Below are 14,749 nucleotides of genomic sequence, written 5' to 3' on the forward strand. Positions count from 1 at the left end.
TTGTTGGTATTAAACGAATAATTAGAATGTTTTTAGGAGAAAATATAATGAAAAAATGCGTTATCGGAATAAAAGGATTATCGTTGATCTCTCTATTTATTTTAGGTTTATTCAGTTTCCCTACATTAGCTTCGCAAGAACGGGGAAAAAAAATTCTGCAAGAGGCTATCGCCAGAGATAACGGTTTCGGTGATACGATCACTGATCTTAAAATGACGCTACTGAATGCAGAAGGACAGGAAAGTCATCGCTATCTAAAGATTAATACGCTGGAAATGGCAGGAGATGGTGACAAATTATTAACTTTTTTTGAGCAACCCAGAGATATAAAAGGAACCGCCTTATTGGCCTTTACACATTTAAACCGGGATGATGAACAATGGATATATTTGCCTGCGACACGACGGGTAAAACGTATTTCTTCCAGTAATAAATCAGGATCTTTTATGGGAAGCGAATTTGCCTATGAAGATTTGGTTTCTGAAGAGATAGAAAAATACAAAATGTACAACTATCTGGGCGAAAAGCCGTGTGGACAGCAAACCTGCTTTATTGTTGAGAGAAAGCCCGTTGATAAAGAATCAGGATATGCCAGGCAAATCGTATGGATAGACAAAGATTTTTACCGGTTTATCAGAATTGATTATTACGATCGTCGTAATGCGCTGTTGAAAACAAGAACATTCGACGACTATCAGCTGTATATGGATAAGTACTGGCGTTCTTTAAATATTACGATGAAGAACCATCAATCGAACAAAATAACGAAATTGTCTGTGAGAAATATCCAATTTCAGGCTGGCTTAACCGATCGGGATTTTGATATTGCTGCCTTGAAGAGAACGAGATAGCGCCCGGAGGTACATTTTGATGCGGTCAATAATAAGGACGAAGAGGCACGTTATTTCACAGCTGGTCAGTGCGCTGGTCATGTTCGTTTGTTGGAATGCATCCGCCGGAAAACTCGATATCTCTGTCGGATGGGAACAGCGGGTTTTCTTTGAGAAGGGCTTATCTGATAAGCAGGAAAGGGAAAGCCATTCCTTTCAGGCTGGAGGCAAATACTTTACGCAATGGGATGACGATAAACAGCATATCGTGATGGATGTGCTGTATCGAAAAGACTCCAGCAGCAATAACCGAGCACCTTTTGAGCCACGAGATTTATATTGGGGATATATCCATAATTCGTGGGAACTTTATGCGGGGTTCAGGAAAGTATTTTGGGGCGTGACAGAGTTTAGTCACCCGGTAGATATTATTAATCAGTCAGATTTAGTCGATGATCCTTTTGGCAACGAAAAGCTTGGTCAGCCAATGATTAATTTAACCAAAGTGAATGACTGGGGTATCTTTGATCTGTTTCTGCTTACCGGATTCAGGGAGAGAACGTTTCCCGGTCATAAAGCAAGGTTACGTGCCGAATTAGATGTTGACACGCGCAATGCCGCTTATCAGCATGCGAATAAAAAATCAAAGCTGGACTTTGCTGTACACAGCCATCATACATTCGGTAATGTTGATTTAGGATTATCCTACTTTAATGGTACTGAACGTACGCCGGAATTTGTTTTAAATAACAATCATCAATTGGTTCCCTATTATGGGCAGATTCAGCAAATTGGTTTGGAATATCAATGGAACATGAATAATTGGATTGTTAAATGGGAAGGTGCTTACCGGGAAAAAGACCGTCATTTTTCGAAAAGCCCTAAAACATCATTTTTAGTTTATTCGGGCGGTTTGGAATATACCCATTATGGTGTTTTAGGAAGCAGTGCTAATTTGACTTTTTTTCTGGAATATATGAAAGATACCCGTAATAAATTTTCAGATACGCCTTTTGAAAATGATGTTTTTGCTGGTATTCAATTTTCTGCAAATGATGAACAGGACTCAGTGTTGTTTTTAGGCGTGACTCAGGATATGCACTACGGTTCCAGGGCATGGACATTTAATGGCAGCCGCCGGCTGGGAGATAATTTCAAATTGTCCTTGAATGGTGCCATTTTTGAAAATTTAAATGCCGAAGAACTCTTATATGGCTTCCGTAATGAAAGTTATATTGGAATGAAATTCACCTATTTCTTCGGTATTTAGCATTCATTAAAAGGTTAAAAATGGATAAAGAAAACTTTCTGAATATGTCTGAACGACATCAACAGAAAATATTATCGGAATTACTTGGTTTAAGTTCTGCCCGGAATGATTATGAGGGTTTTGACGAACTATTAACCCAGCATAATTTGGATAATATTTCCCTGATTTCATGGTTTGAATCCATCGTTGAACACCATGATGAAAAAACAGCACTGGTATTGAATCAGGAGAAAATGTGTTATGGCGAACTGAATAGGCGAGCAAATCAAGTTGCCCATTATTTACTTGAAAAAGCACCGGAAAGCAAATGTATAGGCATCTTTTTAGAACCCTCCTTTGAAATGGTGGTCAGTATTATAGGGATATTAAAAGCAGGTTACGCCTATTTGCCAGTGGATATTAATAATGCGGGTGAGAGAATAAAATCTATCCTTAATGATGCAAAACCGGACATTGTCATCACAAAGTGTTTATATCTGAAAACGTTATCCTACTTTTCGGTTGAGACTTTTTGTTTTGATCGTGATTATCCGGCACTTTTACCTTCATGGGCAGTAAATCCAAAGAAAGAAGTTAAAGGTAAACAATGGGCTTATGTTATTTATACCTCGGGTTCAACGGGAGAACCCAAAGGTGTGCCAATCGCACATTACAATGTAATTCATCTATTTCGTGCGGCAGAAGAACGGTTTGATTTTTCGGATAAAGATGTCTGGAGCTGTTTTCACTCGATAGCATTTGATTTTTCCGTTTGGGAAATTTGGGGCGCACTTTTGAAAGGAGGAACGCTGGTGTTGGTGCCTTATAATATCAGTCGGAATCCGCCAAAATTTTATGAGTTATTGGTACGCGAAAAAGTCACGGTATTAAATCAAACACCAACGGCATTTAGGTTACTGATTCAAACTGATGATTATATGTCAAACAAAACAGAATCTCTTAGCTTGCGATACGTTATCTTTGGTGGAGAAATGTTGAATGTATCGAGCCTCCGTCAATGGACAGATAAGTATGGGTATGAACAGCCTGCATTAATTAATATGTATGGTATTACCGAAACTACAGTGCATGTGACTTTTCATCAGATTAAACCCGATGATTTGGTCAGTAATATAAGTCCGATTGGTTTGCCCTTACCAGGTGTGATCATCCATTTATTAAATGAAGCCGGTCAACCAGTACAAGAAAATCAAGCTGGAGAGATGTATATTGCAGGTTTAGGTGTTGCCAATGGCTATTTAAATCGGCCAAAGTTAAGTCGTCAGAGATTCATTCCTAATACCTTTGATAAATCATCTTTAAATTTATATCGTACTGGTGACCTTGCTCGATATAAGGAAAATGGGGAGTTATATTATCTGGGGCGTATCGATAATCAGATTCAAATTAGAGGTTTTCGGGTTGAATTGGGTGACATCGAATCCGCAATGCGAAAATTAAGTTTTGTAAAAGATGCTATTGCCACAACCTATCGACAAACCCCCGATGACTTAAAAATTGTTGTGGTATATCAATCTAATATAGATGATAAGATTCAGCATAAAGAGATCAGACAGTTATTAAAAGAATATCTTCCTGACTATATGCTGCCTGATTTTACAGAAAGCGTTGCGGAGTTTCCGATGAATAAAAACGGAAAGCTGGACTTAAATCAGATTGGATGGGGTAAAAATGATATAAATGACAATAGGTAATTTAAACTGATAGTGATTATATCAATCAGATATTACATGAAATTTATCTTTGTTCTATTTTCATCATCAATTTATAGAGTGGAGTAATTAATTGCGGTTTTTGCTTGCCTCTAATAAAATAAATTTTGATATGTGTAAAAATAGAACATGGGGGAGTAAAAATGATTGGTTATATCACATTGGGTACGAATGATTTTTCCCGTGCAGCCGCATTCTACGATGAGCTGCTTGCCGAGTTCGGCGCCCAGCGTGTAATGGAAACACCGTCTTTTATCGCCTGGGGGCCGAATTTTAATATGACGAATTTGTGCATTATTAAGCCCTTTGATGCTAATCCGGCCACGGTGAGTAATGGGGCAATGATCGCGCTCAATATTGATAGTCATGAGAAGGTCGATAAAGTGTATAACAAAGCGATTGCTCTTGGAGCAACAGATGAAGGAAAACCGGGTTTTCGTGGCGATCATGGTTTTTATGCCGCCTATTTTAGAGATCTCGACGGTAATAAATTGAATGTCTTCTGTATGTTACAGGGATAATCTCTATTACTAGTATGTACACAGGCAACTATTATAAAGTTGCCTGAGATAATTAACTTAAAAGTAAATAGTCAAATATTATTTATTCTTAGTTATCAAAATTGAAATATATTAAACACGCCTCAATGTGCTTTTTTATGGCTAAATTAAGTTGATTGGGAAGAAAGGAAACTTTTAAGAAATAAAAATCAGAAGTCATTATATCGATAAGAAGTGATAATGCTGAAAACAATACAATTATATATTTAAACAGGGTTTATTTTTCAACACCAAATTAATTTTATTTATTAGGTGTTGATATATACCTTAGTCTCTGTTTATTTAAAAAAGAGAGGCGAACAATGACAGTTACACGCGTTGGCTGGGTTTTTCTATATGAAAATTTATCACCACTATTTCTAGTGGGGGTTATTTATATATCTTCAATAATAATTTATTTGTAAATGAATGGTTCTGGTCTTTCATTACATTTAACATTAAACGGAATTTATTGATATGAATGAAAAAAACAATATACTCATTACCTCATTGGTCAATGAGGGGACATCGGCGGTTCCTTCTTCAGCTGAAGATATCTTATTAAGATTGCTCTATCAGTTAATCATTATTTTTATTGTTACACGGCTCTTTGTTTGGATTAGCCGCACTTTTTTAGGGCAAACCGCCGTTGCAGGAGAAATATTGGCGGGTCTGGTTTTAGGGCCAAGTGTGGTAGGCGCATTCTTTCCGGAACTGATGGGAAGCCTCTTTCCAAAAGAAAGTTCCACTATTTTTATCGGTATCGCCCAAATTGGACTTATTTTATTAATGTTTGAAATAGGGCTTGAATTTGAATTCGGAGAGAAACTAAAGAAAAGTAGATTTTCGGTCGCTGTAATCAGTATTGCGGGTATTTTCCTGCCCTTTACCGTCGGTTTCTTTTCTGCTGAATGGATATGGAACTCGATTACAGCACCTCGTCCGGATAAAACGGTTTTCCAATTATTTTTTGCTTTAGCACTATCGATTACGGCTATTCCCGTACTGGGAAGGATTTTTATGGAGCTGGGACTAGCTCACACACGAACAGCCGCTTTAATAATCGGTGCTGCCGCAATTGATGATATTATTGGCTGGATATTATTGGGCGCTATACTGACGCTCTTTATCTCCAATTATCAATTTGATCAATTTATATTTAACTTATTTGGCATAGTTATTTATATCATACTGATATTTTTGATTGTCAGACCACTTCTACGTCGTTGGCTTGCTTCGAGATTAAAAAAAGAAAAGCGGCTCAGTCATCCCGTTATGGCTTACATGATCATTGTTCTGTTTTTATCTGCCTCTGTAACAAGTTACCTTGGGATCTTTGCTCTAATCGGTAGCTTTATTATTGGTATCATATTACATGACAACAGAGAGTTTGTTGTACGCTGGAAAGAAAGCATTGGTAGCTTGGTACATGTATTTTTTCTCCCTATATTTTTTACGTACACAGGACTTCGTACAGACATTGGCAGCCTGAACGGCCCCGATGAATGGATGATATGTCTATTGGTCTGTTTAGTGGCATTTGCGACAAAGTTTGGCGGAACCTACATGGCAAGTAGATTATTAGGTGAAAATCGTCGTATTGCGGCGACTATTGGTGTTTCAATGAATACAAGAGCGCTTATGGAACTTATTGTTCTCAATATTGGTTATGATTTGGGAATTTTACCGCCTAATATTTTTACCATGCTCGTTATTATGGCTATTTTGAGTACGTTTATTACAACGCCTCTGATCCGTTGGTTAATGGGGAAACAAAAAGTATAAAAAATTAAGCTGTGTTTTTTTAATTTCAGGTCTAAATAGTTTTTAAAAATGGTAGGGGAATCAAAGAATCTATGGTTCCCCTCCTCTTTGCAATATTTATTCTTCCATATGAAAGGTTAAAACCACCGACTTTAGTCGGTCAGCTTTAGCTGCAATACTGTGTTGTACTGGAGGTGCAACATGGATTACAGATACGGCAGTCACACAGTATTCCAGATTGAATATCATTTTGTGTGGGTAACAAAATACAGGTACAAAGTGCTGACAGGTGAAGTGGCTATACGGGTACGGGAATTAGTCCGTCAGACATGTGAAACGTTTGAAATCAGGATATTAAAGGGCGTAGTAAGCAAAGACCATATTCACATACTGGTGAGTAGTCCTCCGACATTAGCGCCCTCAGAAATCATGAGGAGACTGAAGGGAAGGACAGCGAGTAAGTTGTTTGAAGAATTTTCGCATCTGAAAAAGCGATACTGGGGTCAACATTTTTGGGGTAGAGGCTATTTTTGTGCCACGGTGGGTCAATTAACGGATGAGATGATAAGGGCCTATCTGGAGCATCATTTTGAACCGAACCCGGATGATAATTTCAGAATGGACGATTGACGCGTCGTTTAGCCGACGCGTATCCGGACTTTCAGTCCGTTAATCACTAACCCACCGACTTTAGTCGGTGGTTGTTCAGTTTTGATGAATTTTTGGCTTGATCCGGATTCAAAGGGTCATGCACCCAATAATTAGATGTTGTGGTCAGATCCCCGTTTTTTATGGTAGGTGAGATATGGCGAAAGACATGGAAAAGGCAGCAGTAGTCATCAGTGTTATCACTGCTATGCCTGCCATAAAACCTTTCAATTAAATTACACCTATCAAGCCTGCAACCCCGGAGTAAAAGCACAGATCGTTGATATGGTGATAAATAATGGGGGTATCAGAGACACCCTCGAACTCTAAAGATCAGCATCAACACGGTACTCCGAACATTAAAAAGCTCGAACCCAGACAGGTGACCACACTTCCGTTTACGGGAAACAACATCGACATTATCTGTGAAATTTATGAACAATGGTCGTTTGTCGGTAACAAGAAAAACCCACGTTGGCTCTGGTATGCTTGGGATTCTGAACGAAAGACTGTTATCGCGCATGTATGGCTATTCCAAATCCGAAGAGATGCACGACAACGTCATCGGAACGTTCATTGAGCGAGAATACTATCTTGCCGGATGATCTAATTTTTGGAAGCATGACCACTCGCTAATATGCAATATCTTGAGCCGATGGATATTGAGGATGTGGCAACGGGCGAACGTTTTGATCCTGGTCGAAAAGGTCATGTCGCATTAACCCACGCATCACATTAACGCCAAAAGAAGAAGCGTTATTACCAGAGGTGATGCGTTTACCGCCTCGATATGCCCTGGCGAGTATTACGCAATTATGCTGACAGAAAAGAGTAAACTAAGCCCCGTCCCTCGGACTGAGGGACGGGGCGAAGACTGAATGAAGATCGCACTGACCTACAAAAAGGCATTATGCGCGTATTGGGTTCGTGTAGAGGCTAACATTCTGACCGATTGCCACCTCAGAGCAAATGATTCTGGGGTGGCAGAACTAACACTGTATCATTACGAGAAGACGGTAATATTCTACCGTCCTATTTGATTTTAATAACAGGGTAAGATGGCTATTGGCGAATAGTCTGTCCCTCCTATGCACTGCATACACAGTCGTGCCATTCTTGGCTATCTGGAGGATATATCGCGCACTCTAGGGCGTAAGTTTGCATTGAAGCCAAAAGTGTAGTGCCTGCCAACAAGCAAAGAAGAAGATATTTTTTCATTTTACTGACAACAAAAACCAATTACCCCATTAAACCTATTTTCACCCAATAACAAGTGAATAGTGCTTAACAATTCGTGACTCTCTGAAACTCAATGAAATATTTCTGTGCTCATTTTCCCTGAGTGGCAACAGGAATAACCCATGCGATCACATCCTGTAGTGGTTTTTGTATCTGAATTCCGTGCACGCACAGCGTATATCAATAAAACGCAACATTATAGAAATACCTAAGAAATCAGTTGATGGGTATTTCTGCGAGTGGCTCTTCACATCCATATTGATCTCGAATATGTAATAACCGTTCAGGGGGAGAATATCACCGTCATGTAAGCGGGGTAGCGGTATTAAATTGTCTATGTCTTGCCACGTGAGCGGCCTTGCAGGTCAGCATAGTGTTTATCAAAACTTTCTTTGGCATAAACATAGATGGTAATTTGAGTATTTTTGAGTTGTGTCTTCATAGCAATGCCTGATATATTGTTACTGGTCAATGAGGAATCATTGGTCTTGCCTTTAACGGTGGATTGGTCTCCGCCGTTAGAACCCTTCCTGATAGCTGTGGTGGTGATTCGGGGTAAAAGAACCCACTTTGGTGGGTTTTTTTACGTCTATTGTGAAGTGTCGGGCTGTCAGGTTTATTGCTACCTCTTATGTACAACGAACTGATTACGCTATCCAACGCCATTTTGCCCTGGTTAAGGTTATTGGTTTTTCTTTAACTTGAGCATACCTTACATCAGAATGAAAAGGCAGCAGCACTCAATGCTGGATTATTTGACTCTGATGAAAAAATATGTATGCTTCATCACGAAAAATATCAAAGATACATAAAAAAATAAAAACCACAATTTTGTACTATACTATTAGTATAGTCATTATGACTATACCAATCGCCTTTCAAGGTTCGTCTTATATCTCCCCGCGTAGCGGGGAGATATAAATAATCACATTGATTTGTAAGCTGCAACTTGAAGTTGGATTGGTATATAACTCACATCTCTATCGATTCAATCATTGATAAAATCAATTGTGGCGATTCATAATATAATTAAATTTTAAGGTAAATCGTTTTAAGTCCACAATTGGAAACGACTTTATCGAAGTAATATTTATAACCAAATAGCATAGGAGAATTCATTATGTCTGATATAAGAAAAGGAAGAGTTTTCCTTTCTACTTATTGGAAGGATGATATTGACTCAGTGATAATACGTCACCGCAGAGCGAATGATTCTAGCAAAGAAGAGCATATGCGTTTAGAGAACGTTGGTATGTCTGAACCACATAGATTTGTCATGAATATTGTTTATGATGTAAGCTTCTTTTTTCCTGATTTTGATTATTGGTGGATAATGTTAACGACAAAAAATCTGCGTGTATATACAATAAAAAGTAATTTCTATTGTAACATCTCCCCAAACGATAATGGGGATGTGTTGCTAACACTTAGTAGTGATACCATGTATCTTTATGTAGAATTGTCATACTCTACTAATTGTTTGCAGTCTATTTATGAATTATGAGTTTAGTTAATAAATATTTCAGTAATAGTGTTAATTTTTATTTAATAATCGTTATATTAAAACTAAAAATCAAACAAGCTAACGAATAAGGCAGTTAATATATCTGCCTTATTCGATAAAAGTATATTACATTTGCTAATTATTATTTTGAATTAAGATTGGTTTAATACCACTTTTTCGTCTTGTTCAAACACCTCTTTATTAGTTTTTCTCATCAATTGACTGGTGATTGTACCTGCTGCCATAGCGCCATTAACATTTAATGCTGTACGTCCCATATCGATCAGAGGCTCAACAGAAATAAGCAGCGCCACTAAGGTGACAGGTAGGCCCATAGCAGGTAAAACAATCAATGCTGCAAATGTTGCGCCACCACCAACACCAGCAACTCCCGCAGAACTGATAGTTACAATTCCCACAAGCGTTGCAATCCATACTGGATCAAAGGGATCAATACCTACGGTTGGAGCCACCATCACTGCCAACATAGCTGGATAAATGCCTGCACAGCCATTTTGCCCAATGGTCGCGCCAAAAGAAGCGGAGAAGCTGGCAATAGACTCAGGCACACCAAGGCGGCGAGTTTGTGTTTCGATATTCAAGGGAATGCTTGCAGCGCTTGAACGGCTGGTAAATGCAAATGTCAGTACGGGGCCTGCTTTTTTAAAGAATTTCAGAGGATTGATCCCCGTGAATGCCAAAAGCCCGCCATGTACTACAAACATCAGGCCAAGGGCGATGTAAGAAGCAACAACAAAACTACCTAATTGCGTAATGTCATGGATATTGGAGCTAGCAACAACTTTGGTCATCAAAGCCATTACGCCGTATGGAGTGAGACGCATCACTAACCTAACCAGCTTCATTGCCCATGCTTGCATAGTATCAATGGCAACGAGAGCCAGTTTACCGTGTTCATGATCATCTTTAAGCATTTGTAGCGCAGCGATACCTAAAAATGTTGCAAAAATTACCACACTAATGATGGAAGTAGGGCGTGCTCCCGTCAAATCAGCAAAGGGATTTTTAGGGATAAAAGAGAGAATGATCTGAGGCACACTCATATCTGCAACTTTGCCAATAAAATTGCTTTCAATTGCTAATAAACGAGCAGTTTCTTGCGTGCCTTGAATAAGTCCTGCTGCACTTAGCCCAAACAAATTGGCAATGACAATGCCAATTAAAGCGGAAATCGCTGTAGTAAACAGTAAAGTACCAATGGTAAAAAAACTGATCTTTCCTAGGGAAGATGCTTTATGTAAGCGAGTAACGGCGCTTAGGATAGAAGCAAAAACCAACGGCATGATAACCATTTGTAGTAATTGTACATAACCATTACCAATAATATTGAACCATTTAATTGATTCTTTTACGGTAAGATTATCTGTTCCATAAATGATGTTTAATGCCAGCCCAAAAACAACACCTACGACTAGAGCCACAAGAACTTTTTTGGACAAACTCCATTTATTTGAGCTCGTTTTTGCTAATAGAATAAGCAGTGCTACAAAAACGAGCACGTTGATGATGAGTGGTAAATTCATCTCTAGTCTCCAAAACTTATATACCCTGTATATTTGAGTTGCTGTATGTAGCTTGAATATAGATTTGTCAGTTGTATTTCAATTTGTAATCTATCGTCTACATACCATGAAATGCTTAAGATAGGATATTATCAGTATAATAAGTCCCTTTCTTATAATTAAATGGAATTTAATATAATTACTTTCACTAATTAGTTTAATTGGTTATATATCCTAATCTATTTCTTTTTTTTTGTTCAATTATAACTGTTAACTTTGTATCTTATTGAGTTCAAGGTCTTTTTGAAGGCGACAGGAAGTGAGTAAAAAATGGTTTATATTTTGCAGATAACCCCATTTTAAAATGGGGCTACGATATTTGCTGTATGTGAATATTGAGCAGTTACTTGTAGAGATTCTGTAGCTTATCGATAGGTAATTTATCAAACTGTATTTTGTTAAATTGTAAGCTGTCGAAATAGCGAGCGAATGAGAAATTGATGTGTTGTGGAAGGATAATAGCGATCACTACTACCAGTACGGCAATAAAACGTTCGGCTTTTTTACGTTCCTTACCTCTAAGAATAGGTAAGCAAAAACGTATTCTTAGCGGCCATAACAGTGGAATACCAGCGGGAGTAAGCATATCAGCAATAAGATGGCTGATATAACCGATAACCATTGCATGGACAAAGTCAGTTGGAATGGGCCAATTAGACGGTATTTCAGTCTGGAATAGAGTAACCCCTACGAGCAGCGCTAATAAACTATGTGTAAATCCACGATGTCCACATAATCGCGCGATTGGAATGGATACAAAGCGGAACAATCTGCCTAAAGTTGAGCTTGGATGGTCGATATCTGGCAACAATGAAGCCAGAAGTACGCCGGGAAGCATGTGTAACCAGTCTCCCTGTGCTATTTCTGGTGTGATTTCTAGCTGGTGAGCCAATACAAGGCTGGCAACGGAAAAAAGAAGATGCCCTTCTGCTGTCATAACGATTTATACTAATTATTTATGCTAATTGCTGTTTATACATACAGTGAGGGAGTATAGAGGGTTTTGCCTGAGGAAGATAGAGGGTAACCAGGAAAATTTTTACACTATGGCTTTGTAGGTTGAGGGGCAGGTTGATATTTGCGCTGCCTTATACGAAAAATAGGGCAGCGCCGTGGCTATTAAGTAATATTTTCTATTGTTAATTTTTCCAGAGAATTCAGTTTAATGTCAGCCAATGACCAGCGTGGATCATCAAAATGGTGAGAGGCTGGGACGATAATTGAGCGCATTCTTGCTGCTTTGGTTGCTATCATACCGTTAAATGAGTCTTCTAATGTAAGACAGTTAGTTGGGTTGACGCCAAGTTGACTGGCTGCCAGTAAATAAACTTCGGGATGTGGTTTGCTGTAAGGTAAGTGTGCAGCAGAAACGACAACATCAAAGTAATGTTCTAGGTTAAACAATTCGAGCACTTTTTTGATCATTTCATAGGGTGAGGCGGAGGCCAGGCCAATTTTCAACCCACGTTCACGACAGAGATTTAAAGCATGTTCTACTCCGGGCAGTAAGGGACGGTTTTTTTCAACCGATTGAACTACGTAATCGATGATGCGTTGCCCAACTTCACTTTTAGAGGCGCCTTGCCAGGGGGATGCTTGATACCATAGCTCAACAGCGTGATCGATTCGTAGCCCCAATGTGTCAGGTAGGTTTTTTGCTAAATTTAAATCTAGCCCTAATTCACTGAATACGCTTTTTTCTCCCTGTTTCCAATAAGGTTCAGAATCAATCAGCAAACCATCCATATCAAAAATAGCGGCTTCCATAGATAAACAAAATGACATCTCAAATCTCTCCGCGATGATAACAGTGATTAAAGAGATTTGATTGTAACAATTCCAATAAATTAAATCTTGTTATGGGTGATGGCAAAGAAAGAGATAGTTTCATCGGTAAAATAAGATAATGACTCCGTAAATAGGATTAAAGTTGTTCGTTATGAGCTATTATTGTGTAAAAAATAAAATTATTTATGCCAATGGAGAATGTAATGACGTATCAAGAAGCCAGATATGTTGCTATCGTTAAGCGAATCTTGGGCTGGATTATTTTTATACCCTCCCTGTTGTCGACATTTGTCTCAGTGATTAATCTAGCCGCGGGGCAGCAGGGTATTAAAGGTGATGGTGCTAAAGGTAACGGTGTTGGAGATGCTGGTATTAACGCCGTATTGAATGATTTTCTTCAGATGATGACAGAAATGATTAAATTCAATACACCATTTTTGGATTTTTTTTGGAAGCATTCTCCAATCCCTGAGCGTGTTGCTGGAATTACTGGGGAAAATATCAGTTTTTTTGTCATTTATATGCTGATATTTGTGGGGTTGGCAATGAGTGCGTCTGGTTTGAGAATGTATCGTCAATTTAAATTCATCAAAGAACGTATTGAAGATCAAATGGTCTTTGAATTCGTGCAGGAAAGTGGAATAACCAAGGAACAATTGAAAGCTAAAATTGCGTTCCCCTCTCATTCTTTATTCAGCCAGATTTTTATTCTTTACATATCACCAATCATTATCGGTGCAATTGCTTTTTTCTTATTCAAATTTTTAGGATGGTAAGGTGATGGTTAATAACAGCGCAAGGATGCCCAATGTCGCGTTTGGTTTAAAAGGAATTGATATTCTTAATATAATAAATTTTTGAGTGATTGGGCTAAAATCAATAATTAAATATCATATTAATTTAAGTTATCTTATACCTATTCAGATAAAAGTTTATCAATCATCTTTTGTATTAGAATAAAATTCTCCCCACCGAAAAGATTACATCTATTTAATAAATAGTAAAGTTGGTAAATAGGTTGACGCTCAAGGAAATCTTTAGGTAATGGCCAGATACTCTGATAACCGTCAAATATTTGCAAAGGAAGATCTGGGTAAAGTGGCAGCATTGCCAGATCACATTCGCGATCTCCCCAATAGCAGGCAGGATCAAAAGTGACGGCACAATTATCGTTCAATGATGCACAGTTCATGGGCCATAGATCGCCATGCAGGAGAGAGGGTTGGGGATGATGATTGTGTAGTCTATCGCTGATTACTTGAACAATTTGGTTAATATCTCCAAATACCATTCCTTTATCAGCGGCAAGCTGCAACTGCCATCCGATGCGTTTTTCGGCATAAAAATAATTCCAGCGCTTTTGCCATCCGTTAGGTTGTATGGTAGTTGCCAGCATGTTATCAAAATCAAAACCAAATTTAGGTTGTTCACTCCATTGATGTAACTTCGCAAGGTGTTGACCAAAAAGATATGCACTGTGTGGGTTAAATAGTTTTATGGGTAAATGCTCCAGCAACAGGAAGCTATAGTTGCGGTCGTGACCTACACCATAAACATCGGGGACACGGGTTGTTTTGCTGCGAGCCAATAATTCCAGTTGTTCAGCTTCTGCTTTAAAAATTGGCAGCATTTCTTTCATATTGGATTTGATAAAGATATGTTGTTCACCATATTTAATGTGCCAGGCACGGTGAATCTCTCCTCCGGCCAATTCCTCTTTATCGTGAATTTCAGCGTCACCAAAATGCTCACTTAATAGACGGTTCACTGTTTGCCACATGCTTCACCTCATTAAGTTGACAGTTGCTATGTTTATACTACAGACAGATGTAACATTTGAACAGGATAAAAGGAATTTTAATAGGAATTAAT

12 protein-coding genes and 1 pseudogene are annotated in these 14,749 nt (G+C 38.5%); 9 read left to right on the forward strand and 4 right to left on the reverse strand.

The annotated features are described in order from the left end of the window. Positions 1-26 precede the first annotated feature (26 nt). From ACSJJG_RS08800 to ACSJJG_RS08835, 8 genes and pseudogenes are all read left to right on the forward strand, one after another. Positions 27-851 (forward strand): outer membrane lipoprotein-sorting protein, encoded by an 825-nt coding sequence (locus ACSJJG_RS08800; protein WP_481089103.1) that lies wholly within the window; start codon positions 27-29, stop codon positions 849-851. Between the two features lie 19 nt (positions 852-870). Beyond that, a complete protein-coding gene (locus tag ACSJJG_RS08805; protein ID WP_481089104.1) occupies positions 871-2,100 on the forward strand; it encodes a hypothetical protein in 1,230 nt (409 codons plus the stop codon). A 20-nt stretch (positions 2,101-2,120) separates the two neighbouring features. After that, positions 2,121-3,794, forward strand: coding sequence for an amino acid adenylation domain-containing protein (locus ACSJJG_RS08810; protein ID WP_481089105.1), 1,674 nt, complete (start codon positions 2,121-2,123; stop codon positions 3,792-3,794). A 161-nt stretch (positions 3,795-3,955) separates the two neighbouring features. Continuing rightward, positions 3,956-4,333: a VOC family protein gene (locus tag ACSJJG_RS08815; protein ID WP_481089106.1), complete on the forward strand. Its 378-nt coding sequence runs from the start codon at positions 3,956-3,958 to the stop codon at positions 4,331-4,333. A 495-nt stretch (positions 4,334-4,828) separates the two neighbouring features. Beyond that, on the forward strand, positions 4,829-6,136 hold the full coding sequence (locus ACSJJG_RS08820; RefSeq protein ID WP_481089107.1) for a cation:proton antiporter: 1,308 nt from the start codon (positions 4,829-4,831) through the stop codon (positions 6,134-6,136). 180 nt (positions 6,137-6,316) lie between these two features. Then, complete coding sequence (tnpA, locus tag ACSJJG_RS08825; protein ID WP_189761458.1) at positions 6,317-6,745, forward strand: IS200/IS605 family transposase; 429 nt, start codon at positions 6,317-6,319, stop codon at positions 6,743-6,745. A 168-nt stretch (positions 6,746-6,913) separates the two neighbouring features. Further along, a pseudogene (locus tag ACSJJG_RS08830) lies at positions 6,914-7,368 on the forward strand (IS1 family transposase). Between the two features lie 1,754 nt (positions 7,369-9,122). Beyond that, entirely contained in the window at positions 9,123-9,506 is a 384-nt protein-coding gene (locus tag ACSJJG_RS08835; protein WP_189760967.1) for a hypothetical protein, read from the forward strand. A gap of 152 nt (positions 9,507-9,658) precedes the next feature. Here ACSJJG_RS08835 and ACSJJG_RS08840 read toward each other — a convergent pair whose 3' ends face one another. From ACSJJG_RS08840 to hxpB, 3 genes are all read right to left on the reverse strand, one after another. Then, entirely contained in the window at positions 9,659-11,050 is a 1,392-nt protein-coding gene (locus ACSJJG_RS08840) for an L-cystine transporter (protein ID WP_481089108.1), read from the reverse strand. A gap of 382 nt (positions 11,051-11,432) precedes the next feature. Further along, positions 11,433-12,026: a metal-dependent hydrolase gene (locus ACSJJG_RS08845; RefSeq protein ID WP_481089109.1), complete on the reverse strand. Its 594-nt coding sequence runs from the start codon at positions 12,024-12,026 to the stop codon at positions 11,433-11,435. A 182-nt stretch (positions 12,027-12,208) separates the two neighbouring features. Next, the gene (gene hxpB / locus ACSJJG_RS08850) at positions 12,209-12,874 is read right to left on the reverse strand and encodes a hexitol phosphatase HxpB (RefSeq protein WP_481089110.1); all 666 of its coding nucleotides are present in this window, start codon (positions 12,872-12,874) and stop codon (positions 12,209-12,211) included. Between the two features lie 206 nt (positions 12,875-13,080). Between hxpB and ACSJJG_RS08855 the strand changes: the two genes are divergently transcribed. After that, positions 13,081-13,653: a YniB family protein gene (locus ACSJJG_RS08855; RefSeq protein ID WP_481089111.1), complete on the forward strand. Its 573-nt coding sequence runs from the start codon at positions 13,081-13,083 to the stop codon at positions 13,651-13,653. A gap of 140 nt (positions 13,654-13,793) precedes the next feature. Here the strand turns inward: ACSJJG_RS08855 and ACSJJG_RS08860 are convergent, their stop codons facing one another. Continuing rightward, positions 13,794-14,657, reverse strand: a complete 864-nt coding sequence (locus ACSJJG_RS08860; RefSeq protein ID WP_481089112.1) for a fructosamine kinase family protein — start codon at positions 14,655-14,657, stop codon at positions 13,794-13,796. Positions 14,658-14,749: the final 92 nt, after the last annotated feature.

The sequence above is a fragment of the Xenorhabdus sp. SGI 60 genome, from assembly GCF_056632175.1.